The organism is Acinetobacter sp. MYb191, from assembly GCF_037572605.1.
Classification (GTDB): domain Bacteria; phylum Pseudomonadota; class Gammaproteobacteria; order Pseudomonadales; family Moraxellaceae; genus Acinetobacter; species Acinetobacter johnsonii.
This window is the reverse complement of record NZ_JBBGZP010000005.1, coordinates 47,170-72,108: the sequence shown is the minus strand read 5'-3', so window position 1 is coordinate 72,108 and position 24,939 is coordinate 47,170. Positions and strand designations below refer to the sequence as shown.

The 24,939-nt window shown below is 43.3% G+C and carries 20 protein-coding genes and 2 pseudogenes; 14 read left to right on the top strand and 8 right to left on the bottom strand.

What is annotated here, in order from left to right; all coding sequences use genetic code 11:
• Nucleotides 1–60 precede the first annotated feature (60 nt).
• Together WH214_RS00415 and WH214_RS00410 are read left to right on the top strand one after the other, a co-directional pair.
• Nucleotides 61–831 (top strand): tRNA threonylcarbamoyladenosine dehydratase, encoded by a 771-nt coding sequence (locus WH214_RS00415; protein WP_339421708.1) that lies wholly within the window; start codon nucleotides 61–63, stop codon nucleotides 829–831.
• Nucleotides 832–1,169: 338 nt separating this feature from the next.
• On the top strand, nucleotides 1,170–1,856 hold the full coding sequence (locus WH214_RS00410) for an acid phosphatase (RefSeq protein ID WP_339421707.1): 687 nt from the start codon (nucleotides 1,170–1,172) through the stop codon (nucleotides 1,854–1,856).
• Between the two features lie 69 nt (nucleotides 1,857–1,925).
• Here the strand turns inward: WH214_RS00410 and dusA are convergent, their stop codons facing one another.
• Nucleotides 1,926–2,948, bottom strand: coding sequence for a tRNA dihydrouridine(20/20a) synthase DusA (dusA, locus tag WH214_RS00405; protein ID WP_445206338.1), 1,023 nt, complete (start codon nucleotides 2,946–2,948; stop codon nucleotides 1,926–1,928).
• 422 nt (nucleotides 2,949–3,370) lie between these two features.
• Here dusA and WH214_RS00400 point away from each other — a divergent pair.
• A pseudogene (locus WH214_RS00400) lies at nucleotides 3,371–4,328 on the top strand (IS5 family transposase).
• Between the two features lie 105 nt (nucleotides 4,329–4,433).
• Here the strand turns inward: WH214_RS00400 and WH214_RS00395 are convergent.
• Nucleotides 4,434–4,736: an SDR family NAD(P)-dependent oxidoreductase gene (locus WH214_RS00395; RefSeq protein WP_339422949.1), complete on the bottom strand. Its 303-nt coding sequence runs from the start codon at nucleotides 4,734–4,736 to the stop codon at nucleotides 4,434–4,436.
• A 12-nt stretch (nucleotides 4,737–4,748) separates the two neighbouring features.
• Between WH214_RS00395 and WH214_RS00390 the strand changes: the two genes are divergently transcribed.
• Nucleotides 4,749–5,114: a hypothetical protein gene (locus WH214_RS00390; protein ID WP_339421706.1), complete on the top strand. Its 366-nt coding sequence runs from the start codon at nucleotides 4,749–4,751 to the stop codon at nucleotides 5,112–5,114.
• 62 nt (nucleotides 5,115–5,176) lie between these two features.
• On the opposite strand, the gene WH214_RS00385 is transcribed toward WH214_RS00390, so the two are convergent.
• Nucleotides 5,177–6,367 (bottom strand): MFS transporter, encoded by a 1,191-nt coding sequence (locus WH214_RS00385; protein ID WP_178928892.1) that lies wholly within the window; start codon nucleotides 6,365–6,367, stop codon nucleotides 5,177–5,179.
• Between the two features lie 1,063 nt (nucleotides 6,368–7,430).
• Here WH214_RS00385 and WH214_RS00380 point away from each other — a divergent pair.
• The 6 genes from WH214_RS00380 (at nucleotide 7,431) to WH214_RS00355 (ending at nucleotide 13,297) form a co-directional block, all read left to right on the top strand.
• A complete protein-coding gene (locus WH214_RS00380) occupies nucleotides 7,431–8,558 on the top strand; it encodes an NAD(P) transhydrogenase subunit alpha (protein ID WP_279698441.1) in 1,128 nt (375 codons plus the stop codon).
• Between the two features lie 11 nt (nucleotides 8,559–8,569).
• The gene (locus WH214_RS00375; RefSeq protein ID WP_004692331.1) at nucleotides 8,570–8,893 is read left to right on the top strand and encodes a proton-translocating transhydrogenase family protein; all 324 of its coding nucleotides are present in this window, start codon (nucleotides 8,570–8,572) and stop codon (nucleotides 8,891–8,893) included.
• 3 nt (nucleotides 8,894–8,896) lie between these two features.
• Nucleotides 8,897–10,351, top strand: coding sequence for an NAD(P)(+) transhydrogenase (Re/Si-specific) subunit beta (locus tag WH214_RS00370; protein ID WP_339421704.1), 1,455 nt, complete (start codon nucleotides 8,897–8,899; stop codon nucleotides 10,349–10,351).
• Between the two features lie 97 nt (nucleotides 10,352–10,448).
• Nucleotides 10,449–11,150 (top strand): FG-GAP repeat protein, encoded by a 702-nt coding sequence (locus tag WH214_RS00365; RefSeq protein WP_339421703.1) that lies wholly within the window; start codon nucleotides 10,449–10,451, stop codon nucleotides 11,148–11,150.
• A gap of 184 nt (nucleotides 11,151–11,334) precedes the next feature.
• Entirely contained in the window at nucleotides 11,335–12,672 is a 1,338-nt protein-coding gene (locus tag WH214_RS00360; RefSeq protein ID WP_339421702.1) for an ammonium transporter, read from the top strand.
• Between the two features lie 16 nt (nucleotides 12,673–12,688).
• Nucleotides 12,689–13,297 carry a hypothetical protein gene (locus WH214_RS00355; protein WP_339421701.1) on the top strand — a complete coding sequence of 203 codons (609 nt, stop codon included), beginning with the start codon at nucleotides 12,689–12,691 and terminating at the stop codon, nucleotides 13,295–13,297.
• A gap of 48 nt (nucleotides 13,298–13,345) precedes the next feature.
• On the opposite strand, the gene rsfS is transcribed toward WH214_RS00355, so the two are convergent.
• The 5 genes and pseudogenes from rsfS to WH214_RS00330 form a co-directional block, all read right to left on the bottom strand.
• A complete protein-coding gene (gene rsfS, locus WH214_RS00350) occupies nucleotides 13,346–13,750 on the bottom strand; it encodes a ribosome silencing factor (RefSeq protein WP_004692321.1) in 405 nt (134 codons plus the stop codon).
• A gap of 75 nt (nucleotides 13,751–13,825) precedes the next feature.
• On the bottom strand, nucleotides 13,826–14,620 hold the full coding sequence (locus WH214_RS00345; protein WP_339421700.1) for a hydroxypyruvate isomerase family protein: 795 nt from the start codon (nucleotides 14,618–14,620) through the stop codon (nucleotides 13,826–13,828).
• 15 nt (nucleotides 14,621–14,635) lie between these two features.
• Nucleotides 14,636–15,511, bottom strand: coding sequence for an NAD(P)-dependent oxidoreductase (locus tag WH214_RS00340; RefSeq protein ID WP_339421699.1), 876 nt, complete (start codon nucleotides 15,509–15,511; stop codon nucleotides 14,636–14,638).
• A 34-nt stretch (nucleotides 15,512–15,545) separates the two neighbouring features.
• A pseudogene (locus WH214_RS00335) lies at nucleotides 15,546–16,334 on the bottom strand (crotonase/enoyl-CoA hydratase family protein).
• 112 nt (nucleotides 16,335–16,446) lie between these two features.
• Nucleotides 16,447–19,260, bottom strand: coding sequence for a GacS-like sensor histidine kinase (locus tag WH214_RS00330; protein ID WP_339421698.1), 2,814 nt, complete (start codon nucleotides 19,258–19,260; stop codon nucleotides 16,447–16,449).
• Nucleotides 19,261–19,413: 153 nt separating this feature from the next.
• Between WH214_RS00330 and cysM the strand changes: the two genes are divergently transcribed.
• From cysM to WH214_RS00310, 4 genes are read left to right on the top strand one after another with little or no spacing between them, the layout of a single operon-like run.
• On the top strand, nucleotides 19,414–20,343 hold the full coding sequence (cysM, locus tag WH214_RS00325; protein WP_339421697.1) for a cysteine synthase CysM: 930 nt from the start codon (nucleotides 19,414–19,416) through the stop codon (nucleotides 20,341–20,343).
• 22 nt (nucleotides 20,344–20,365) lie between these two features.
• Nucleotides 20,366–21,187, top strand: coding sequence for a 3'-5' exonuclease (locus tag WH214_RS00320; protein ID WP_339421696.1), 822 nt, complete (start codon nucleotides 20,366–20,368; stop codon nucleotides 21,185–21,187).
• 6 nt (nucleotides 21,188–21,193) lie between these two features.
• Nucleotides 21,194–22,582, top strand: a complete 1,389-nt coding sequence (rlmD, locus tag WH214_RS00315; RefSeq protein WP_339421695.1) for a 23S rRNA (uracil(1939)-C(5))-methyltransferase RlmD — start codon at nucleotides 21,194–21,196, stop codon at nucleotides 22,580–22,582.
• A gap of 33 nt (nucleotides 22,583–22,615) precedes the next feature.
• Complete coding sequence (locus tag WH214_RS00310; protein ID WP_004979149.1) at nucleotides 22,616–24,922, top strand: RelA/SpoT family protein; 2,307 nt, start codon at nucleotides 22,616–22,618, stop codon at nucleotides 24,920–24,922.
• Nucleotides 24,923–24,939 lie beyond the last annotated feature (17 nt).

Sequence of the window (24,939 nt, the reverse complement as noted above, 5' to 3'; positions counted from 1 at the left end):
ATTCAATCCAAGGTCGTATTCAGGTAAAATGAACACGATTTTACCGATATAGATGTACGCATGACTGATCTGCAACATGATGAATATGACCGCCGTTTTGCTGGTGTAGCCAAAATTTATGGAGACGAGGCCTTTTCATATTATGAAAAAAGTCATGTCATGGTGATCGGAATTGGTGGTGTAGGTTCGTGGGCAGTAGAGGCTTTAGCGCGTACAGGCGTTGGAGAATTAACACTGGTTGATATGGACTCAATTGCGGCTTCGAATGTTAACCGTCAATTGCCAGCCATGAGCTCAACCTTGGGTCATGAAAAAATTGAAGTGATGGCCGAACGTTGTCGATCCATCAATCCACGGATCAAAATCAATTTGATCGATGACTATTTAACCCCAGAAAATGTCAAAGAAATTTTAGAACATCGACCAGACTTAATTTTAGATTGTATTGATGACGTCAAAGCTAAATTAGCACTGATGTTGCACTGTCGTTTTAATAAGATTCCATTGATTGTTTCGGGTGGTGCAGGCGGTAAATTGGACCCGCTGAAAATCCGTGTTGCAGATTTATCGAAAACTGAACAAGACCCAATGCTAGCCAAGTTACGTGCACAGCTACGTTCAAAAGGGATTTGTAAAAAGCCGAAAGAAAAATTCGGGATTACCTGTGTGTATTCAATTGATAATCCATTCTCCAGTGCCGATGTTTGCCCAAGTGCAGGCTTGCGTTGTGGTGGTTATGGTTCGGCAGTGGTAGTTACTTCAAGTTTTGCCATGATTGCAGTTGCGGAAGTACTGAAAAAACTTGAAATGATTGAGGCAAAGTCTTCGTAGAAACTTTGCCGCATTGCGTGATGGTTTATCTAAAAACGGCCTCAGTTTTTAGAACGTCGCTCTACCTTACATCTTAAATTATGTTATGTTGATTGCACTTTGATTCGATTTCGAATCTAAACTTTGAAAATGATAAAGAACAATTGCATAACAGATGAAAGAGGTAGAGACGACAATGATAAAACCTACTGGGATCATACTTTTAGCGTTGGCAACAGCAGTGACGCACGCAGAGCCGAATGCCTATGAAAAAGAGTTGAGAGAACAATAAGAGTTATTTAACCGAGTCGACCGTCGATAGCGCACTGATTTTACCGCCACCGCCTGCTGAAGGCTCTGTGACCAAAGCCAATGATGAGTTTGTGAATAAAAATGCCCTCATGCTTTATGGTTCAGACCGATGGGTGCAAGCAGGTTACGACAGTAATTTATATCTTCCTAGCGCAGCCAAAGCATTTTCTTGTGCTGCCAACGTAGACATTAGCAAAGAAAAGACTCCGACTATTTATAAGATGTTAGAGACTTCTTTGGTCGATTTAGGCTTATCGACGTATACTGCAAAAAATAAATATCAACGTGCTCGACCTTTTATCAGTAATGGTCAAGGAATTTGTGAAATCTCGGCTGCTGACCGTGAAAAATTTGGCATCACGTATGAAGAAAATAAAGAAAAATTAGCAACCGACGGTTCTTATCCATCAGGGCATTCAGCCATTGGTTGGGGCTGGGCACTGATCATGAGTGAAATTGCACCGCAGCGTGCCAATCATATTTTTCTACGTGGACGGGCTTTTGCCGAAAGTCGCTTGGTGTGTAATGTGCATTGGCAAAGTGACATTATCGAAGGTAAAAACATGGCAGCTATGACTGTGGCGCAGTTACATACGCAAAAACAGTTTTTAAAAGATTTAGCAAAAGCGCAGAAGGAATATCAGACTGCACAGCGTAAAGGTGATGTACCAGATCCTGCTTCATGTGAGTTTGAAAATAAAGCTTTGTCGACCACCGTTGGTTCCGTGATGTAAGTCTAAAAAGCTAACCTTAGAAAATAAAAAAAGCCCAATTTCAAATTGAGCTTTTTTTATTCTAACTATTTAAGGCTGAACTTGATGTTCAAGTAAATAATCTTCGGTACGTTTCAGAGCGTCTTGAATATTTCGAATGGCATTTTCAACATCGGCAAAGGTTTTGGCATTGCCACCACTGAGTGCCTGACGCCATTTGCGTGCACCTGGCAAATTCTGGAATAAACCGAGAATATGGCGGGTTAAAATCGACAATGGTGCACCTTCTGCCATCCGCTGTGAAATATAAGGCAGCATTTGCTCCATAATTTCAAAACGGTCTGGTGCATCAAGTTGCCAAAGTTGTCCAAGTTCTGCTAGTAGATAGGGGTTGTGGTAGGCTTCACGCCCAATCATCACACCATCAACATGTTGTAAATGCTGCGTTGTTTCGGCATAGGTTTTAATCCCACCGTTAATTTCAATCAGCAATTCTGGGCGTTCTTGTTTGAGACGATACACATCTTCATAACGTAGCGGTGGAACTTCACGGTTCTCTTTAGGTGATAAGCCCTGAAGTAAAGCAATACGGGCATGCACAATGAAATTATTACAGCCAGTTTTCGCCACGGTATCGACAAAATGCAGCATTTCTTCATAAGAATGCATATTATCAATGCCAATACGGTGTTTCACCGTCACTGGAATGTCGACTGCTTGACGCATTGCTGCAATACATTCTGCGACCAAGTCTGGCTCTGCCATTAAACATGCGCCAATTTTATTGTTCTGTACGCGGTCACTCGGGCAGCCGACATTTAAATTAATTTCATCATAGCCCCAGTCCTGCGCCATTTTGCTACAGGTAGCAAGGTCTTTCGGATTCGAGCCACCCAGTTGCAAGATAAGTGGATGTTCTTGATGGTTAAAGTCGAGATGACGTTTGGCATCGCCAAATAAAATGGCACCTGTGGTCACCATTTCGGTATAGAGAATCACATTCGGGTTAAATAAACGTGCAAAAAAACGATAGTCCTTGGTGGTCCAATCCATCATCGGGGCAACACTGATTCTCGGAGATTGAGTGTTTTCAATATTTTTGTTCATCGTCATGAAAAATCATACCTTTAATCTGTGCTATGCAATCTGTCAAAGATTACGTAAACCCATGTGGACGAGTTAAGAGCTGTCCTAACTGTTCTGAAACTACATAAGTGGTTTGTGGGAGCTAAAAATTGAATTTGAAAAGTGCAATCAACATACAGGAAATCAGATAGTTCGTTGGAGAAAGAGCTTGAACTGACTTTAACGAGTTGCTATTGATCAATATCTGAATCAAATTCGATGCGAATATGGGAGAGTACGCTGCTACTTTAGGCTTAATTCAATATTGGCCGATCGCGCGCAATACTACCATAAAAATAAAGTCAGTACATTTTGCTGGACACTAGAGCAAGTAAAGGGAACTTCTGATCTGGAATGGCTTTGTTGCACAAAGTTATTCTTAAAGGCTTCTTCTGTAATATAATTTCCAAATGAAGAAGCCTGCATCTAAAATTTATCGCACAACGAATTGGTCCTCTTATAACCAAGCTCTAATCAAGCGAGGAAATATTTCAACTTGGTTCGATCCTCAGACTAAATGGTATGCTCAGCCACAGGCTAAGCATGGAAGAAATCAAACTTATTCTGATACAGCAATTCAGTGCTGTTTGATGATCAAATCTATCTTTCGACTTTCTTTGCGTATGGTCACAGGCTTTGTGCAAAGCCTAATTCAACTCAGTGGGTTAAGTTGGACAGCACCAGATTATTCCACACTTTGCAGACGAAAAAAGCAGATTGATATTACGATCAGCTATCAAAAAAAGTCATGAAGGATTACATCTATTGATAGACTCAACTGGCCTTAAGTTTTTAGGCGAAGGTGAATGGAAACGCAAGAAACATCAGCCTGAATATCGTCTGCAATGGCGTAAATTGCATATTGGTATAGATGCTACAACCTTGCAAATAAGAGCTGTACAGCTGACAACAAATAATGTCAGTGATTCGCAAGTCCTTGGAGATTTACTTGATCAAATCCCATTGGATGAGCAGATTGATTCAGTCTATACAGACGGGGCTTATGACACAAAACAATGCCGTCAGGTCATTGCAGATCGGCAAGCGTATGCAGTGATTCCACCCAGAAAAAATGCAAAGCCTTGGAAAGATAACAAAGCTCATTCGCGAGAGCGAAATGAATTACTTCGAACAGTTAATCTTGCGAAGCAGTGCTTCTCAGGCAGGACACTATGGAAAAAATGGTCAGGCTATCATCGCAGAAGTCTGGTCGAAACCAAGATGCATTGCATCAAATTATTGGGGGATAAACTCAGTGCGAGAAACTTTCAAAGCCAAGTCAATGAAATGCATGCACGTGTGGCAATATTAAATAAATTTACGGAGTTAGGTCGACCTTTACCCAAGTTGTCACTTGAATTTGAGTAGAACAGGGTAAATTTAACTTTTAAATCTTTATGCAACAAAGCCGCTAAGCGTTATAAAAGCAAAGGGCTTATGATTTAAGCCCTTATCAGCCTTGGCAATAAAGTATTAGTTAATTGAATAGGCACCATCAACTTTCACTATCGCACCATTTACAAAGCTTGCTGCATCAGACGCGAGGAAGATTACCACGTTAGCAATTTCTTCAGGCTTACCTAAACGCTGCATTGGAGAACGTTGCATAATGCCATTAAATACATCAGGCATATCTTTCAATGGTTGGATAAGCGGCGTATCGATCCAACCCGGAGCAACAGCATTTACGCGAATTTTGGCTTGGGCCATGCTCAGTGCATGTGAGAAGGTAAGTTGATCAATGGCACCTTTAGAACAAGAGTATGTTGGTGCAATACCTGAACCAAATTGCGCGTACGGTTGGTCTTAGACAACCAATATACCTATCAAGGGTATTGGGACTATCAAAATAAGAAAATTGGGTTAGATGTCTGTAAGGCTCAGCTTGAACAAGAAAAGAAGAAAGTGGCGAAAGCGCTACAGCAGAAGCATTCGGTCGATATTTTACTGGTACTGTTTAACCGTTTATATACCTTGAGAAATCAGCTGATGCATGGCGGTTCAACCTATAAGAGTTCATTGAACCGCAAGCAGCTACAAGATGGCTGTCAAATTTTATCGGCTTTGCTGCCCGCATTTTTGTACATTGCTTTGGAGAATGCCGATAGTCTCGACTTGGGTAAACCTTTTTACCCAGTGGCTCAGGTCAGTTAGCACTCAAAATGAAGTGCCCAAACAAAAAGACAGTTTACTGAGTAAACTGTCTTTTTTGAGGGTTAAGCAATACCATGTTTTTTGCTATATAAGGTATCCAGCAGAGCAAAGACACCCGCCATCATCACCAGTGTAATACCGACCAAACATGTACTAGTCCAGCCACCGTGATGCCATGCATAGACACCCAGTGCCGAGCCACACGCGCCACCAATAAAATATAAGGTCATATAGATGGAGTTCACCCGCGACTTCGCATCGGGGCGTAAACGGAAAATCACGTTTTGGTTACAACTGTGTGTGGTTGCAAGTCCTAAATTAATCAGTGCATAACCGATGATGTAGCTGATGAGTGAACTCCCGCCTAAATATAGGAACACCCAACTGAGGGCTAACGTCCCACAGCCGACCCAAGTCAAAAGCAAGGTATAACCGCGATCGGCCCATTTACCAATCCACTGGGTGGAGAGTGCGCCAAATACGCCGACCAAAGTCACTACGCCGACTAAAACATCCGAAAGTTGAAATGGCTCAGAGGTTAAAAGTAGGGCAATGGTTGAAAACAGCATACTCATAGCTGCAAAAGCAAATCCACCCGTGATTGAGCGAAACACTAAACGAGGCTCTTGTTGCAGCAGACTCCCCATGGACTTAAAAATGTCGAAATAGGTGATTTTAAGTTTTGGTAGTTGGGGGAGTTTTCCTTTCATCAGAAGGGCCAAAGCAAACATGGCGATGCCACTCAGCACATAAATCATTTTCCAGTGCCATAAGTCTGAGAGTAATCCAGCCACACTGGTCGACAGTAAAATCCCGACCAGTAAGCCACTCATGAGGAAACCGACCACTTCTCCCGTTTTTTCAGGTTTGACTGCCATCGTGGCCAGAGGAATCAGCACTTGTGCTGCGACAGAAAAGAGTCCCGTAATAATGGTACCCAGCCAGAGCATCGATAAGTTGGTAGATGTCGCACAGATAAACAGTCCAGCAGATGCGCCAAACATCAGGAATGGAATCAGTTTGGCTTTGTTCAGCATGTCGCCTAAGGGCACAATGAACAGTAAACCCAAAGCATAGGAGACTTGCGCAAAGGTCACGGTCAAAGCCACTTGTTCTTCTGGCGCTTGAAAGCTTTGCTGAATAGAGGAAATCAAAGGCTGGCAATAATAGTTTGCCCCTGCACATAAGCCACAGACAATTGCCATCAGCCAGAGCAGAGATTTGTCTCGACTGATGTCGAAAGAAGTATTCATAATGAGCCTTTGATGAGGGAGTATTTTTTTCAGAAAGACGTTTACATCATGTTTGAGCTAAATAGATGCATCGTTTCAGAAATTGTATACGAAGCTGGGTCAAAAGCCTAAAACAGGCGAGAAAAGACTGCATAAAAAATGAGTCGAAGATGAAGACATAGAAAATAGCATGACCTGTTCTCAGGAGAGTATTTTCGTCTAATACAATCAAAAAATAATGATATTTCGAATTTCCTGTCAAAAAATGATAAAAATCTTTAAAAAATTCTGAACGCACCCGTCTATTTTGTGTGAAATTGTTGCATTCGATCATTTTCACTCATAAAGCACACCAAGCATTTGGGGCTGATTGTTGAAATATTCATCTATTTAAAGTGTTTTTGCTCAATTATGGTGCATTTTTGCTTAAGGCTAGTGCGTCAATGCACGCCATTATCATCCCATAAAATATGAAAAAAACATTTTTGTTGGTCGTTCCGCGTTTTAGATCTATTTAAACGTGATTAATCCTTCCTCGTATTTTTAGATGATCCACTTCAAATACACGTTTCAGTTGGACTAAATTTTGAGCATTGGCATTTTTGATCGATGAAACATAGGAACAGGCCAATTCTAAGCTTTTGCAAATGGGGCAAAACTGTCATTCAAGTCAATGCCTGCAAAGTTTGCGCGACGGCAGATGGCAAAGCTCGATGAATGACAGGTTCGGGTTAATGTGAACGTGGTGGTTCATATTCTTGGATTGGTCAAAAAGATCAATACTGCGGAATTAAAGGACTTGGTTTTGTGCAAAAAAAGTGCAGATTTTAGTGTAAAAAGATCTGTAGCTCAGAATTTGAATAGAAATAAATCAATTTTTAAGCGGATTCAAAGTAAATAAACGAGATATCACCCAATATTTTTATGAATCACCAGTTCAGTATATGGGTATTTATTAAATAAATAGTGGGTGGTATTTTAAAAAAGTTTCATTAGAATCCAAAAATTCATAAGAACATCCTGTGAGAAAACATTGCCTAATCGGTGATGTTTACTTTAAGAAAAACTAGCTTGAGGGACGCTCATGCAGATCGGAATTCCAGCCGAAACTGTCGTCGGTGAAAATCGTGTAGCCGCAACGCCAGAAACGGTAAAAAAGTTGATCAGTGCTGGTCATAGTGTAGTGATTGAACGTAGAGCAGGTGTGAAAGCTGCTTATATCGACAGTGCCTATGAGCAAGTCGGTGCTACGCTGACAGATGATGCCTATACCGGTAGCCAAATGATTTTGAAAGTACGTGCCCCTCAGGGTGCTGAAATTCAAAAGCTTGCGCCAAATACATCGGTTATTGCCATGTTTGACCCGTACCGTAATACGGAGCTTGATCAATTTGCATCACAACAAGTGTCTGCATTTGCTTTGGAGCTACTGCCACGAACTTTATCTCGTGCGCAGAACATGGACGTATTATCTTCACAAGCTAACTTGTCAGGTTACAAGTCAGTGCTTCTTGCTGCGGCTGAGTACCAGCGCATGTTCCCAATGTTGATGACGGCTGCGGGTACTGTAAAACCTGCACGTGTCGTGATCATGGGTGTCGGTGTTGCAGGTCTACAAGCGATTGCAACGGCTAAACGTTTGGGTGCGGTCGTAGAAGCAACAGATTTGCGTCCAACTGCACGTGACCAAGTTGAATCACTCGGTGGCAAATGGTTAGACGTACCTATGTCAGCGGAAGAACAGCAAAAAGCAGCCGATGCTGCGAAAAATGGTTATGGTTGGATGCCGGGAGAAGACTATATCCGCGATCAAGCCATTATTGTGGATAAAGCTGTTTCAAATGCAGACATCGTGATCACAACGGCACTTTTACCAGGTCGTGATGCACCTCGCTTAATTAAAGCTGAAACGGTTGCCAAAATGAAACCAGGTTCAATCATCCTTGATATGGCGGTTGAAACAGGCGGTAACGTTGAAGGTTCTAAAAATGGTGAGAATGTTGTGACTGACAACGGTGTGACCATTTTAGGGATTCCAAACATTCCGTCTACAGTTTCAACTGAAGCTTCTGCTTTGTATGCACGAAATGTCTTGAACTTCTTAGATACTCTATTTGATGCAGAGAAAAACTTTGCTATCAATCCTGAAGAAGAAATTCAAAAAGCCCTTCTAGTAACTCATGGCGGTCAAGTACTGCTGAAGCGTGGTTAAGGAGATAGATCATGGTTGAAACAATTACAATTTTCGTCCTTGCCATCTTTGTAGGCTACTACGTCGTGTGGGGCGTTACGCCTGCACTACATACACCGCTTATGGCAGTAACCAATGCGTTGTCATCGATCATCGTGGTGGGTGCAATGATTCAAACCGTAGGAATTCCTGCAATTGGTGTTGATGCGAATGTTGCATTCCAAAGTGTGAATGTCGTGAGCATCTTAGGTGCGATTGCGGTGTTCTTAGCAAGTATCAATATTTTCGGTGGCTTCGCAGTAACAGCGCGTATGCTTGAAATGTTCAAGCCAAAGCAAAAGAAAAAAGAGGGCTAATATATGGAATTTATTCGAGACTATGCGGATTGGTTCTACCTGATTGGTGCTGTCCTCTTTATCTTAACTTTACGTGGTTTGTCTGGCCCGAAAACGGCAATTCAAGGTAACCGTTACGGCATGATCGCAATGGCGATTGCTGTAGTGACCACCTTCTTTGTGGCAGATCATCCTGTGATTTGGATGATTGGCGGTGCGATGGTGCTGGGTGCGATAGTGGGTATTGCCCGTGCGCGTACTGTACCTATGACGCAAATGCCTGAAACTGTTGCTTTAATGCACTCGTTGGTGGGTTTGGCTGCGGTATTGATTGCGATTGCGGCAATTCTACATAACAACCAACTGACTGCATTATTTGCACAAAATGAAGCTGCATTAACTGCTGCGGGTGTGCAACATGCACACATGAGCAAGGTTCATTTATTTGAATTGTTCGTGGGCTGTTTCGTCGGTGCGATTACCTTTACAGCGTCTGTATTCGCTTATGGTAAATTGGCTGCGAAAAAATGGGCAAAAACCATTTCTGGTGCATGGGTTAAACCTGTACAAGCGCTGATTTTCCTTGCAATGTTGGCATGTGGTGTGTACTTCTTCACGACAGGCAACATGAATGCATTCTGGGCCATGACTGTACTTGCACTTGCATTCGGTTGGGTGTGGATTGCACCAGTCGGCGGCGGTGATATGCCAGTGGTGGTATCGCTATTGAACTCTTTCTCTGGTTGGGCAGCAGCAGGTATTGGTTTCACACTTGAAAACAATATGTTGATCGTTGCGGGGTCACTGGTGGGTTCTTCAGGTGCGATTCTGTCTTACATCATGTGTAAAGCCATGAACCGTTCAATCATCAACGTTTTGTTTGGTGGTGCAATGGGCGGTACAGCGGTAGCTTCTGCGGAAAAAGGCGAACAAGCACAGCGTAACCATCGTTCTGGTTCAGCAGATGACGCAGGTTTCTTGATGTCAAATGCAGACAGTGTTGTGATCGTACCGGGTTATGGTATGGCGCAAGGTCGTGCACAAAATGCGGTGAAAGAACTGTGTGAAATCTTGAAAGAACAAGGTGTAAAAGTGCGCTTCGCCATTCACCCAGTAGCTGGTCGTATGCCGGGTCACATGAACGTACTTTTGGCTGAAGCAGACGTGGCGTATGAAGACATCTTAGAGATGGATGAGATTAACTCAGACTTCCCTGCAACAGATGTGGTACTTGTGATTGGTGCGAACGACGTGGTGAACCCTGCGGCGAAAGACGATCCGACATCTCCAATCTATGGCATGCCAATTCTTGAAGCACATAAAGCACGTACCATTATGGTCATCAAACGTTCTATGGCGACAGGTTATGCAGGTCTAGACAACGATTTGTTCTATAACGAAAAAACCATGATGATCTTCGGTGATGCGAAGAAAGTGGTTGAAGATATGACCAAAGCAATCAATGGTGGTGGACACTAATCCTCCTCCTAGAGTGTATAAAGACCACCTTCGGGTGGTTTTTTTATGTTTGCAGCTTTTGCTAAGATGATGTTTAACTTTTCAATAAGAAAACAATATGAACATAAATCAGATCTGGTTTCAGGTGCTGCTGATATTTGGTGTGTGCGTTTTGAGTCAAGCTACTCAGGCTCAGGTCTTCGAAATAAAAAATGCATCGAAACGCTATGATGTAAAAATGACGACGAACTGCACGGACAGTAGCTGTGATGGACAAGCCAATATTGATCTTTACCTAAAAGGGACAACACAGCACTTTCAGCATTTTTCCTCGCCTGAATTGACGATGGATTTGGACGAAACTTACAAACCGTCTGTCAATGTGGTGCAGCTTTATGGTGAGCAAAGTGCATTAATTTTTGCTGACTTTAACTTTGATGGGAGTGAGGATGTCGCCATCCGTAATGGTAACTATGGTGCCTATGGCGGGCCAACCTACAATGTTTATGTCTTTCATCGAACCAAAAATAAATTTGTTCTGAGTGAGGAGTTATCTGCTTTAACCCATGAAAATTTGGGCATGTTTGAGGTCGATCCAAAACAGAAAAGAATCTTAACCTTCAATAAAAGTGGGTGTTGTTATCACATCCGTTCGGAATATGTCGTGATTCCTAAACAGGGCTTGAATCTAGTTAAAGAATTTATTGAAGATGCAACAGTTCAAGATGGAAAGGTTAAAGTGACAGAGCGAACGCTAAATCGTGGTCGATGGATAGAGAAGGTCCACTATTATGCTGTGGATGAGTACTATAAAAACTAAAAGCCATATTTTAGCAATTAGCTTATAAATTCATTTTGACTTCTTGTATGGTGTATCGTTTTTTCACCTTGTTTGAATTGTCCATTTATATTGGTGGGCATGGATCATGATTAAATATCTGTAAGGTGTTGGAACACTGGCATTGATTTTGCAGTTGAGATGAATAATCTTTGGGGGATTATTCATGAAAAAAATAAAATACTTACTCTTCTTTGTGTGCTGTATTGCCTTACCCAGTTTTGCCGCAGAGTCCCTGCCAACACAGACTCAAAATATTCAAGAAATTCGCCTCTCGCTTGACAGTGTCTGGGTGGTGCTGGGTGGCATCTTGGTATTTTTCATGCAAGCAGGTTTTGCCCTGATTGAAAGTGGTTCGGTGCGCTCTAAAAACACCATTAATGTACTCATGAAAAACTATATGGATGCGTGTTTAGGGGGCTTGGTGTTTTGGTTGATTGGCTTTGGTTTGATGTTTGGTGTCAATACGAGTGGTTGGATAGGAACTTCGCATTTTGCACCCAATGCCATGGATGACTGGCACTGGAACCTCTTGTTCTTTCAAATGATGTTTGCGGCCACCGCCACGACGATTGCCAGTGGGGCGATGGCTGAGCGGATTCACTTTGTGGCGTATATTGTGAGTGCTGCGGTGGTCAGTGGTTTGATCTACCCGATTTTTGGTGCATGGGCTTGGGGGAGCTTATTTGATGGAGAAGGTTGGCTAAAAGCCATGGGTTTCATTGACTTTGCTGGTTCAACGGTGGTGCATTCGATTGGTGGATGGGTGGCCTTAGCCGGAATTCTTGTGCTGGGGCCTCGTTTAGGACGGTTTGGACGCAATGGACAAGTCCATTATTTGGCAGGACATAATTTACCGTTGGTGGCGCTAGGCGGTTTTGTTCTATGGTTGGCATGGTTTGGTTTTAATGCGGCCTCTACTGTGAAGGCGGATGTGAGTATTGGGCGGATTGCCTTGAATACGCATTTGGCGGCGTGTGCTTCGGCAGTTGCCTATATGGTTTATACCCTAATACGTGGTAAAGCAATTTTAATGCGCGGCACCATTAATGCCTCTTTGGGTGGACTGGTTGCAATTACGGCGGGCTGTGCAACCATGAGTCCAGTGTATGCCATCATCAGTGGTACGGTTGCAGGTGTGTTAGTCAGTATTTTACCGCTGGTGATGGAAAAACTCCGCTTGGATGATGTGGTCGATGCGGTGACTGTACATGGTTTTTGTGGGGCGTGGGGTACATTGGCTGCAGGGTTGTTTTTTGAAAACCAAATGTTTAATGCGGGGATCATTGCGGTACAAGGCTTGGGTATTTTGACAGCTTTTGCGTGGGGTTTTGGTGTGGCGTTGATCGTCTTTAAAGTCTTAGACCTCGTTCTTGGTGGTTTGCGGGTGAGTAAACAACATGAACAACGTGGCTTGGACTATACCGAACATGCAGAACTGTCTTATCCCGAGTTTCAGCGTGATGTGACGTTTGAAACTGATGATATGACCAAACGTCATTAATGAAAGAGGATAGCTCATGTCGACCGAAACATTAACTATTTTACAAAAACGCCAAGCGATCGAACGTGGATTGAGTCAGTACTTACAAGGAACACTTTTAGAGCAAGTATTGAATCACTGGGAAGCGAAATATGGTGATCAACCCTCCTTTGTCCTGAATCGTTTTTTGAGTGAAATCTGTACCACAGAGGAATTACGTTACTTTCGAAAAGACATGCTTAAAAATGTCTTGGCAGAGATGGCCCAAGTTGAAAAACAGGTGTTGTTGAATCCCTCTGCAAAAGCATCGAAAAGCGAACAAGGGGGAGCAGCGTTACTCGATGGATTGACGTTTTTTATGCAAAATATCTGTCAAGCAGTCAAAGCCGTTGATGTGCAGGAGTTTGAGCGTGAGGTGAAAATGCAGCTAGGCGCTTTATCCATTGTGGTCGATAAGTATCAGCCCTTGAATGATCGAGCAGTACTCGAAGCTTTGCTCATGACTCAATATGCGCAGGTCTTGACGGTCTGTTATGAAAACTATTGTGAATTTTATGGTCCAGCAAAAGCAGATCAACTCTATGCCCACGTGAAGCGCCAAGTGAAAGAGCGTTACCCAATGGTCGATATGCATCGCTTAATTTAAATAAAATTAGACATAAAAAAACGCGACCTTCAGGTCGCTCTTTTCATATTAGGCTACAGTTTCTTCTGGGGCTGCACGCCAAAGGCTTTCTAAGTCGTAGAAACGACGAGCTGTTGGCAACATCACGTGCACAACAACAAAGCCAAGATCAATCAAGATCCATTCTGCATCACGTTCGCCTTCGACACCGAGAGGGCGAAAACCTGCTTTACGTGCTTCTTCAGCAACGTTATCAGCAAGTGCTTTGATGTGACGCGTTGATGTACCGCTTGCAATCACAATTGCATCAGCGACGTTGCTGATTAGGCTGACATCAATCGCTAAAATATCTTTTGCTTTTACATCTTCAAGGGCTTCATGTACAACTTTTAAGCAAGCTTGTACGTCGGCAGCTTGGGTATTCATTGCGAAATCGTGAGAATTAGAAGCGCTGGGCGATGGTTCTAAATTCATAAAGGGAATTTTTCCGGACAATAACTCATCTTATAATATAGCGTTTTTAGGCGAAAATTTCAAATCCGCAATAGTTCAACTTTGAGGATGTGCAGCAAAGTATTTTGCCTTCCATGCAAAGGACTGAGTTGAAACAGTTTTTGGTCGATATTCAGCCGCAATAAAACCGTCATAACTGCTGTGTTGTAGCCATTCAAAAATATTTGCATACATAATTTGTGCAGTATCTGGTTCATGCCGCCCTGGACAGTCTGCAAATTGGATGTGACCAATATCTTGAATATTTTCTTGTAGCCCTTGCAACACATCCTCACCCATCATGGCCATGTGATAGCAGTCGTATTGCATTTTAAGTGCAGGGTGTTGTACTGCTTCTAGCATTTCCTGTGCTTGGGCAATATTTTGTACTAAGAAGCGTGGCATATCCGTGCCATTGATCATTTCAAAGACAGGTTGAATGTCATGTTCACTGAGCATATGGCAGGCCAGTTTCAGGTTTTTTGACAAGGTATTTAAACAGGGCAGTAGGTCGGCATCTAAGGGTTGTTTACCAGCAAGGATATTCACACTTGGCACTTTGAGTGCGCTGGCATATTGAACTGCCAACTGAAGAGCGTGATGAAACTCTAGCTCTTTGCCAGGGATGCCTGCGAGTCCATTGCCACCTGTCATTAAGTCGCCCGCAGGAACGTTAATAAGGCAGAGACTTAAGTCATGAAGCGTAAGCTGAGTTTGAATTTGTTCAATGCTGAGTTCATAGGGAAATTGGATTTCCACATGTTTAAAGCCAGCGGTTTGAGCCAAAGCAAAACGCTCAAGTAGTGGCACTTCGGTAAAAATCATGGATAAATTTACAGCAAGTTTGGTCATGATTTTCTCCTGATTTTATTTGGCTTGTTGTTCTACTTGTAATATGACTGAGGCAAGATCAGCTTCAGCATAGCCTTGTTGTTGGTGTGCTTGCAATTGCTGAAGTGCTCGCGCTGCAACAGGAATGTCGAGTTGGTGCTGCTCAGCAAGCTGCACGGCATTGTTCAAGTCTTTAGACAGGGTTTGAACTTTCCACTGTACGGGCTCAAACAGGTGAGTCGCCATACGTGGACTTAAAATTTGAAAGGGTTTCGAATCTGCAAAACCGCCTGCAAGCGCAGGTGCAAGTAAGCGAGTGTCCACGCCAGCTTTGGCTGCTAAAGCAACTGCTTCTGCAATCAGAGTGCTATTGGCTGCCACAATCAGTTGATTACAAATTTTGGTGGCTTGTCCTGTTCCAGTGTTACCCATACAGGTGACACGTTGAGACAAGATATTATAAATCAAAGACAAGTCTTGAATCGTCTGTGTATCGCCACCAGCAAAGATGACCAGCGTACCTTGTTCCGCACCAATAGTTCCCCCTGAAACAGGTGAGTCGATCCATTGCACCTGTTTTTGTTCGGCACGTGCTGCAAGACTCAGGGTTTGTTCCACTGAAAGACTGGAAAAGTCGATGATCACTTGCTTCGCCGTCAAAAACGGTTCGATTTGTTCATAAACGCTGAGTGCGGCTTTGTCGTCCGCTAAACAGGTCAGAACTACTGGATATTCGGCAATATTTTGTAGCGCTAAGTCTGTCGCTCCCAAATCAATGAGTGCATCGCAGGCACTACTGGTGCGGTTCCATACAGCGACCTCGAAACCTGCTTGAAGTAAGCGGGTGGCCATACGGCTGCCCATGAGTCCCATGCCGAGAAATGCAATTTTAGTGTGTCGATCGAAACTCATGGGACCCTCTTCGATTGTCAGTGCTTAAATACTGTTATTTGTATTGGCGTGGTAGATACTGCACGTCGGGTTGTTTATCTTTCTTACGTGCGATTTGGCTATTTTTACCTAACAGTAATTTGAGCTGCCAAATTTTTTCCAAACGTAAGGATTTTTTAGGCTCATGCTGCATAGCATCCAACACATATTTTGAGGCCATGAGTGCATCTGGTGAGCGTTGTAACATTTCTTCTGCAATGGCTTGAGCTTTAGCAAGCGGTGATTCATCAAGATGTGTGACTAAGCCAATTTCTTTGGCATAAGTTGCATCGAAAATACGCGCCGTAAGTGTTAATTCTTTGGCAAGATCTAGTCCGATCAAACCTTTCAAAGAACGCGTCAGCCCCATATCCGGAACCAGTCCCCAACGGCTTTCCATAATCGACATTTTGGTTGCAGGGTGTGCCACACGAATGTCTGCCGCTAAAGCCAATTGCATACCAGCGCCAAAGCAAAACCCTTCAATCGCGGCAATCACAGGAACAGGCAGTTCTTGCCAAATTAGGAAGGCTTTTTGAAAGAGGCTTTGTCCCGGTTTGATCAGTTCCCATGCAGCATAGGCGCGATTCTTCGGATTGTTCAAATCGGCAAGATCAATGCCTGCACTAAAGACTTGTGCTTCACCAGTAAGGATAACACAGCGAATGCTGCGGTCTTTTTTAATTTTTTAAGCAGTTTTAACCAATTCGCGCAACAGGTCGAAACTCATCGCATTGCGTTTGTCTGGACGGTTAAGTGAAACAGTGGCAATGCCATTTTTGTTTTCAATGCGAAGTAAAGCCATGATGAGAACTCTTATTTTTGCTCGCACGGAGCATAGCATAGCTCCCGTGCGGATAAATGACACCAAGAGTCACGTCGCAACTTGTCTTTGGTGTCACGCTCTTTTGAATGTTTTATGGGTTATGTTTGATTAAAATTTGCTGTGCCGCATGTTGTACTTGTTCAATCACGACTTTGAGTTCATTGAATCGCTTGATGGTTTCTTGAACAAACTGTTCATCTGCTTTACGACGCTCTTTACGTAAGGTTGAAACAAACTGTTCAAATGTCCCTGTTGCTTCTTGTAAGTTGGGTACACCGACATAGCGTGTTGCACCATACAGACGGTGTAGCACATGCTCCAATTGTGGGAAATCTTCCATTTCAATCAACTGCTTCATTTCATGTAGCTCAGTATCAAAACTGTCCATTAACATACGCAGTAAGTCGACTGCTAAGTCTTCTTTATTAGCGGCTAACTGTAAGCTTTGCTGCCAGTCGAGCACCTTCGGATCGAGTGCTTCAATCACGATGGCTTTTTCAACAGGTGAGCCTTTGTTGAAGCGATCAGTGGTCCAATGGGTCAGGATTTGAATGAGCTGATCAATTTGAATAGGTTTGGTGACATAGTCATCCATGCCCACTTGCAGTAATTTTTGTTTTTCATCGGCCAAGGCATGTGCGGTGAGGGCAATAATGGGCAAGCGCTTATGGTTTTCAATGGTTGACTCCAGCGCGCGAATAGCACGTGTGGTGTCGACACCCGACATGACAGGCATTTGAATATCCATAAACACCAAATCAAAAGCTTTGCTGTTGTGTTCAACGCGCTCTTGTAAAATCTCTAAGGCTTGTTGACCGCTTAAAGCTTTTGTTGTCGTGACATTCAACTCGCCTAGTAGGGCTTCAAGGACAATTAGGTTAGGGAGATGGTCATCTACCGCTAAAATATGTAAGCCTTGACCATTGAAGGACTCCATTTCATCTTCTTCAAATAGCGGTTGATTGCTGAGTAATTGAATCAAAGCACTCCGACTGAGCGGTTGGTATAATGGTCGTGCGCGATACTCATTCAGCGTTGTCAAATCAAGTGACATCTGGTAACCATAAACTGCAAGGTTACCGCTATAACGCTGACGAATTTCTTTTAATAAGGCTTCGGTATCACCACTATGATCAACAATCAACCATGTGTTTTCCACATCTTGAGGCAGTCTGTTGAGGTGACTGAACAAGTCTAAAATTGAACTCGATTCGATGTGCTCCACAGCATAGTCTTCAAGATAATGACGCAGAATATTGGCCGTTGCAGGATGTGCCAAATACGAGACCACTTGCATATCGCTAAACTGAGGATGTTCAACGTACTCATCTTCTTCATTGACCATAAACATGGCGGTAAACCAGAAGGTGGAACCTTTTTCGGTTGGCGCGCGTTCTTGGTTGTCCTCAAATCCAATTTGCCCCTGCATCAAATGCACCAGTTGTTTGGAAATCGCTAAGCCCAGACCTGTGCCGCCAAATTGACGTGTGACTGAAGCATCGCCTTGCGAGAAAGACTCAAACAGTTTTTTACGGTCGGTTCCACTGAGTCCGATGCCGCTGTCTTGTACACTAAAGTGCAATAGGCACTGTCCAATATCATCTTGTTCCATTCTTGCGCGGACGATGATCTCGCCATCAGGAGTAAATTTAATGGCATTGGAAATTAGGTTGGTTAAAATTTGTTTGAAGCGTAGGGCATCTCCAACCACATGCTTCGGCACATTGTCGGCATAGTAAAAGGCCATATCGATATGCTTTTGTGCAGCAAGAGGAGACAGCATATCCATAACATCAAAAATTGCTTCTTCTAAATCAAAAGTTGCAGTATCGAGTTCTAGCTTACCAGCATCAATTTTTGAAAAATCTAAAACATCATTAATCAGTGCCAGTAAGTGTGCAGATGATTTTCGGATGGTTTGTAAATAAAGATTTTGATCATTGTTGAGGTTGTCTTGACGCAGTAAGAGGTGAATAAAACCATCAATACTGTTCAGTGGTGTACGCAGTTCATGGCTGATATTGGCCAAGAACACTGACTTGGACTGACTTGCTGAAATGGCTTGGTCACGCGCTTGACGATAGGTGATGTTTTGCACTTCTAAAGTGTCAAGGGTTCGACGTAAATCGTCTTCCGTCTGCTCAGTATGTTCTTTCAATTCTAAAAAACTAAAATGCAGGCGTTTCACCACATTGGCAATATCGCGCTGTAGTAAGCGTAATTCACCGGTACTGTTAATCAGCATGTGTTGATCGAGGGTGTCGGCATTTAAACGTTGCAGCTGCATGCGAATTTCATACATCGGCGCAATCCAGCGACGCGAGTAGAAATTTAAACAGAGTAAAAGTAATAATAGTGTCAACAGACCTGTCGCAATCAACACAATCAACACGCGATAACGGGCAATTTGTAAGGGCTGGTTATCTAATTCAACCACCAACTGCGCAGGCGTGCCTGTAAATTGGTTGATGGGCAAACCATATACCGTATTGCCTTTAAAATTCATTGGGCCAAAAAAATCAGTATTTTTTTTCAGCGCGGGCCACGGCGCTCGGTCTTGGTAGCCAATGCTAAGTTTGTTATTGCCATTGTCATCAATAATTGCGGCACGAATCAGATGTTTTTCATCTAACATCTTTTGCATCAAATAACGTGCATTTTCATACTGCCAAGGGGAGGCATTCACCAAATTGATCGCTGCTTCTGCATCCAGCTGGTAGCGCGTTAAAATCGCAATCGCCATTTGTCGCTGCTGGGCTTTGGCGGCATTTGAGGTTTCGGTAATAACCAGTAATGCACCTACACAGGCCAAAATCATAATCGGCACGAAAATAAGTGCAATGAGCTGTCCATAAGCATGGTTTAAGTGCAGACGATTAAATAACTTTTTATTGATATTTGACATGGTGCAAGTGATTTATTCCCTATGCTTTGAAGTGTAGCACGCTTTATAAAAAATCGATGGTGCTTTAATCACTTTCACGAAAAAGCACGCTAAATGGGTGCAGGGACTGGCATTTTTCCATACAATAGGCGCACCTCGATCAAGGTAAAAAGAATGAGTACTATATCCACTGATTTTCAAGCAGACGAATTTTTGTTAGATCACTATGTTGGAAAAACTCCACTGGTGCGTTTACAGCGTTTGGCAAGTCACACTCAAGCAACAGTATTGGCAAAGTTAGAAGGCAACAACCCCGCAGGTTCTGTCAAAGACCGTCCCGCGTATAACATGATTATGCAAGCGGAAAAGCGAGGGCAAATCCAGCCGGGCGATACCTTGATTGAAGCGACCAGTGGAAATACCGGCATTGCACTGGCGATGGTTGCCGCGATGCGTGGCTATCAGATGAAACTGATTATGCCCAACAACATGAGCCAAGAACGTAAAGATGCAATGCGTGCTTATGGCGCGGAACTGATTGAAGTGACCAAAGAACAGGGCATGGAAGGTGCACGTGATTTGGCTTTGCAAATGCAAGAAGAAGGCAAGGGGCATGTACTCAACCAGTTTGGTAATCCTGATAATGTTGAAGCGCATTATTTAACGACAGGGCCTGAACTTTGGCAGCAAACGGGTGGCAAAATTACTCACTTTGTGAGCTCAATGGGCACTACAGGCACCATTATGGGAGTCTCTAAATATCTCAAAGAGATGAACCCCGACATTCAAATTATTGGCCTACAGCCATCAGATGGTTCAAGTATTGCGGGGATTCGCCGTTGGCCTGAAGAATATTTACCAACCATTTTTGACCGCAGTCGGATTGATCAAATTATTGATATTCCGCAAATTGAAGCTGAAAGAACCATGCGTAAATTGGCGCAAAAAGAGGGGATTAGCGCAGGAACTTCTTCAGGTGGTGCGGTGTGGGCATCAATTAAAATTGCTGAAGAAAACCCCGGTGCTGTCATTGCGTGCATTATTTGTGACCGTGGTGACCGTTATTTATCGACGGGTCTTTTCTCTGTGGTTGATCCTGAATAAAACGAAAAATAGAGTCTTAGATATGCGCTTACCTGTTCTCACCTTTGATATTGAAACAATGACTGATTTGAGATCGGGGGCGCATTTATATGGTTTAGATTTGCCTGAGGCTGATTTGGAGGCGGCACTGACCAAGTTGCGTCGCCAAGAGTCAGGCATGGATTTTCAGCGTTTGGCATTGCACGAAATTGTGTGTATTTCAGGCTTTTGGCTGGATGACCAAGGCCAGATGAAACTCTTTTCTTTTAGCCGTGAACAATATTCTGAAGCAGAAATTCTCAGTAAGTTTTTATCCATATTTGATAAGCGTTTACCGACTTTAGTGAGTTGGAATGGTGCTCAGTTTGACTTACCTGTAATTATGCTTCGCGCCATGTATCATGGTTTAACTGCACCTGCTTTGTTCGATCAGGGCGAAATTGACACACAAAAGCGCTATAATAACTATCAGAACCGTTATCATCAGCGTCACATTGACCTGATGGATGTGATGGCAATGTTTAATGGACGTCATTTCCAAAAGCTAGATGATGTTGCCCATTTATTGGGGTATCCCGGTAAACGAGGCGATGGGGCTTATCATGTACCTGAATATGTTCGGGCGCAGGAATGGCTCAAACTCACCAGTTATTGTGAAGGTGATGTGCTAAATACATGGCTGGTGTATTTGCGTTGGCTCTTGCTCAAAGGGCAATTGCTAGCTCAAGACCACCGTCATTTTATCGATCAAACCATCCAGTTTTTACAGGCTCAACCGCAGCATCAAGACTTTTTGTCGGTGTGGCGTGAGACCTCACAGCAGACGGCTTTTACCGCTGCCGATTTTTCCCCTTCCCATCTTTAGGTACACATGAAACATAGAGCCAAACCTCGTCCAACTCAACAGCCCAGTTATATTTTTCAGGTTGAGTCACTTTCGCATGAAGGACGCGGCATAGCGCACTATGGTTCGCATCCAGACCATCCTGTGGACAAGCAGGGTAAAAAAGTCTTTATTAGCTATGCGTTGCCGGGTGAAACGGTTAAAGCGCAGATTACCCATGTAGTAAAGCGTTTAGAGGAAGCCGATGCTATTCAACTCCTCAGTGAAGCCTCTACTTTTCGTGTTGAGCCGAAGTGCCCGCATTTTAAAAGCTGTGGTGGCTGTAATATGCAGCATATTCATCCCGATGAACAAATTCGCTTAAAGCAAGATGTGCTTAAATCACATTTGCAGCATTTTGCGGGGATTCAACCTGAAGAGTGGTTGCCGCCTTTGCGCTCTTTACGTGAAGACTACCGTCGTAAAGCACGCATTGGGGTGCGTTATTTGCCACATAAAGACCAATTGGTCGTGGGTTTTCGAGAGCGTCAAACCAATAAACTGACTTCAATTGATCGTTGTATGGTCTTAGATCAAGAGTTTGGTTCAATCACACGCTTGAAGCAGTTACTCCAAAGTCTAACAGCCAAAGCAGCCATTGGTCATATAGAATTGGCCATGGGGGATTGTGACATCGCCCTCACGGTGCGACATACTGAAAAATTAAACACAGAGGATGTCAACCGATTAAAACAATTTGCGTTAGACAGAGGGTGGCAATTGTATTTACAAGCTGCTGGCCCAGACAGTCTAAAGCGTATGGATGATGAACATGCAGAGATGCGTTTACATTATCGTTTAAATGATTTTGATGTGGCATTTGGATTTAACCCACACGACTTTACTCAAGTAAACTCAACCATTAACCCGCAAATGGTGAAATTGGCATGTGACTTGCTAGATTTAAAACAAGGAGAACGTGTTCTCGATTTGTTCTGTGGTCTAGGAAATTTCTCTTTGCCTTTGGCTCGATGCGTGGGTGCAACAGGACAAGTGGTTGGTGTTGAAGGCAGTGAAGAAATGGTTCAACGTGGTGCAGAAAATGCGGAACGTAATGCTCTTGGCCAGTTGAAGTTCTTTTCACAAGATTTAACAAAAGATTTCTCGCATCATTCTTGGGCAAATAAAGGATTTGATGCATTATTGATAGATCCTCCACGTGCAGGCGCAGAGGAAATAATGCATTATATGCCTAACTTTGGTGCAAAAAGAATCGTTTACGTGTCGTGTAATCCAGCGACACTCGCAAGGGATGCGGGGCTGTTGGTACAACAGGGTTATCGATTAGTCCAAGCCGGTGTGATGGACATGTTTACCCACACAGGTCACGTTGAGTCGATAGCATTGTTTGAAAAAGATAATGAGATAAACGATTAAAGAATATGAAGCGTAAAAGTGTAGGAGAAGGGTATGGTCACAGTACGTGAGCAACTACCTGGGCGACTCAATGAGTTGTCTCAGGAGGCGACTGTAGAGCATGCCGAACAAGCTCAACATGATTTGGCTGAATGGTTAGATCGTGTTCGAAGCATATTAGATGATGCGAAGCTTGAGCAACTCGAAGAAGTTGCCAATTTGACTTTACAAAAAGAGTTAGAAACCACGGTTAATCATCGTTCCAATACCTTTTATACCGGTATTGAAATGGCGGATATTCTGGCCCATTTACATGTCGATGAAGACACCTTGGCTGCTGCGATGCTCTATCGTGGTGTACGCGAAGGCGTGATTCCTTTGGCGGAAGTACAAGAGCATTTTGGCGAACAAGTGCATGCACTGGTCAAAGGCACTTTGGCCATGGGTAAGTTATCCGACCTCATCGAGCAGAATAAACGCCTCGAAGATCACTTTAATAACAATCAGCGCGAGCACTTAAACGGCATTTATAAAATGTTGATTTCAGTGACGGAAGACGTGCGCGTTGTACTGATCAAATTGGCTGAGCGAACTTATGCACTGCGTGAATTGGCGACTTCATCTAAAGAACGTCAAGAGCGTGTAGCACGAGAAATCTTAACCATTTACTCACCTCTGGCACACCGTTTAGGGATTGCGCAGTTAAAGTGGGAACTGGAAGATTTAGCCTTTCGCTATTTAGCACCCGATCGCTATAAAGAAATTGCGACGCTGCTGAATGAAAAGCGACTGGAGCGTGAGCAATATATTCAGTTTGTGATTGATACTTTGCGTGCATCTTTGAATGAGCATGGTATTGAAGCTGAAATTAGTGGCAGGGTAAAACACATTTATTCGATTTATCGAAAAATGAAAAGTAAGAACCTGAGTTTCGATCAGCTCTATGACATTCGTGCCGTTCGGGTCTTGGTTAAAACGGTTCCTGAGTGCTATCACTCGTTGGGGATTGTGCATCAAATTTGGCGGCATATCCCGCATCAGTTTGATGACTATATTACCAATCCGAAAGCCAATGGTTACCGCTCACTGCATACGGCTGTGATTGCGGAAAACAAATCACTGGAAGTTCAGATTCGTACCAAGAGCATGCATGAAGAAGCAGAGCTTGGGGTGTGTTCGCACTTTAACTATAAAGAGGGCGGTAAGAATACTGATCGCTCTTTTAACCATCGTTTACATTCATTGCGTGCAGTACTTGAACACTATCAAGAGCGCAATGATGCGAATGTACATAAGTCTGATGAAGACTCTGAAAATTTTGAGCAAATTCAGGATTTTGAAGACTTTGAAAAGATTTATGTATTTAGCCGTGATGGCGATATTAAAGAGCTCCCACGTGGTTCGACCGTACTAGATTTTGCTTATCATGTGCATACTCAAGTCGGTAATAAGTGTTATGCCGCGCGGGTGAATCAGCGTTATGTTCCGCTAACTTATACTTTAAAAACGGGTGAACAAGTTGAGATTTTGACCAAGAAAGACCGTGAGCCAAACCGTGATTGGTTGGTGAACTCTTTAGGTTATATCAAGACGGCACGTGCGCGTGACAAGCTGCGCCATTGGTTTAGACAACAAGACCGCAGCAAAAACTTGGAAGTGGGCCGTGACCTGCTCAACAAAGAACTTTCACGTTTAGCAATTCACCCAAAAAGTATTGATTTGAATGATTACTGCAATCATTTCAATGTCAAAGCGGGTGAAGACATCCTGATTGCACTGGTCAATGGTGACATTAGTCTGCATGCCTTGATCAATCAGGTGAATCGCCATATGCATTTGGATCAGGACGAACCTGAACTGGTGCTGAAGCCGACATTGAATCCACGTGCTAGTCATACTTTGTCAGCGCATGGCATTCTGATTGATGGTTTAGATAACGTTGAGCTGCATGTGGCGCAGTGTTGTCAACCTGTGCATGGTGAGTCAATTGCGGGTTATATCACCTTGAACCGTGGGGTGAGTATTCACAAAGTGGCATGTCCTGACTACTTACGCATGATTCAAAATGAACCTGAACGTGCAGTAGAAGCCGATTGGGAAATGCAGCCAACGCGTGGTCAGAGTGTGCAAATTGTGGTGGAAGCTTATGATCGCCGTGGTCTGCTCAAAGATTTGACCCAAGTGATTTTCTCCGATCAAATCAATATTCGTCAGGTCAATACCATCTCTGAAGCAGACGGTATTGCCAATATGAAATTGTTGATTGAAGTTAAAGGCTTATCGCAATTATCAAAACTGTTGGCGCGATTAGAGCAACAACCAGGCATTATTAGTGCGCGTCGTTTGGTGCAAGGTAACTAAGCGAATTGAAAAGAAAG

Coding starts and splice junctions, on each gene's coding strand:
- WH214_RS00415 (WP_339421708.1), top strand. CDS start 61: ATGACTGATCTGCAACATGATGAATATGACCGCCGTTTTGCTGGTGTA.
- dusA (WP_445206338.1), bottom strand. CDS start 2,948: ATGACGATGAACAAAAATATTGAAAACACTCAATCTCCGAGAATCAGT.
- WH214_RS00385 (WP_178928892.1), bottom strand. CDS start 6,367: ATGAATACTTCTTTCGACATCAGTCGAGACAAATCTCTGCTCTGGCTG.
- WH214_RS00380 (WP_279698441.1), top strand. CDS start 7,431: ATGCAGATCGGAATTCCAGCCGAAACTGTCGTCGGTGAAAATCGTGTA.
- WH214_RS00375 (WP_004692331.1), top strand. CDS start 8,570: ATGGTTGAAACAATTACAATTTTCGTCCTTGCCATCTTTGTAGGCTAC.
- WH214_RS00370 (WP_339421704.1), top strand. CDS start 8,897: ATGGAATTTATTCGAGACTATGCGGATTGGTTCTACCTGATTGGTGCT.
- WH214_RS00365 (WP_339421703.1), top strand. CDS start 10,449: ATGAACATAAATCAGATCTGGTTTCAGGTGCTGCTGATATTTGGTGTG.
- WH214_RS00360 (WP_339421702.1), top strand. CDS start 11,335: ATGAAAAAAATAAAATACTTACTCTTCTTTGTGTGCTGTATTGCCTTA.
- WH214_RS00355 (WP_339421701.1), top strand. CDS start 12,689: ATGTCGACCGAAACATTAACTATTTTACAAAAACGCCAAGCGATCGAA.
- rsfS (WP_004692321.1), bottom strand. CDS start 13,750: ATGAATTTAGAACCATCGCCCAGCGCTTCTAATTCTCACGATTTCGCA.
- WH214_RS00345 (WP_339421700.1), bottom strand. CDS start 14,620: ATGACCAAACTTGCTGTAAATTTATCCATGATTTTTACCGAAGTGCCA.
- WH214_RS00340 (WP_339421699.1), bottom strand. CDS start 15,511: ATGAGTTTCGATCGACACACTAAAATTGCATTTCTCGGCATGGGACTC.
- WH214_RS00330 (WP_339421698.1), bottom strand. CDS start 19,260: ATGTCAAATATCAATAAAAAGTTATTTAATCGTCTGCACTTAAACCAT.
- cysM (WP_339421697.1), top strand. CDS start 19,414: ATGAGTACTATATCCACTGATTTTCAAGCAGACGAATTTTTGTTAGAT.
- WH214_RS00320 (WP_339421696.1), top strand. CDS start 20,366: ATGCGCTTACCTGTTCTCACCTTTGATATTGAAACAATGACTGATTTG.
- rlmD (WP_339421695.1), top strand. CDS start 21,194: ATGAAACATAGAGCCAAACCTCGTCCAACTCAACAGCCCAGTTATATT.
- WH214_RS00310 (WP_004979149.1), top strand. CDS start 22,616: ATGGTCACAGTACGTGAGCAACTACCTGGGCGACTCAATGAGTTGTCT.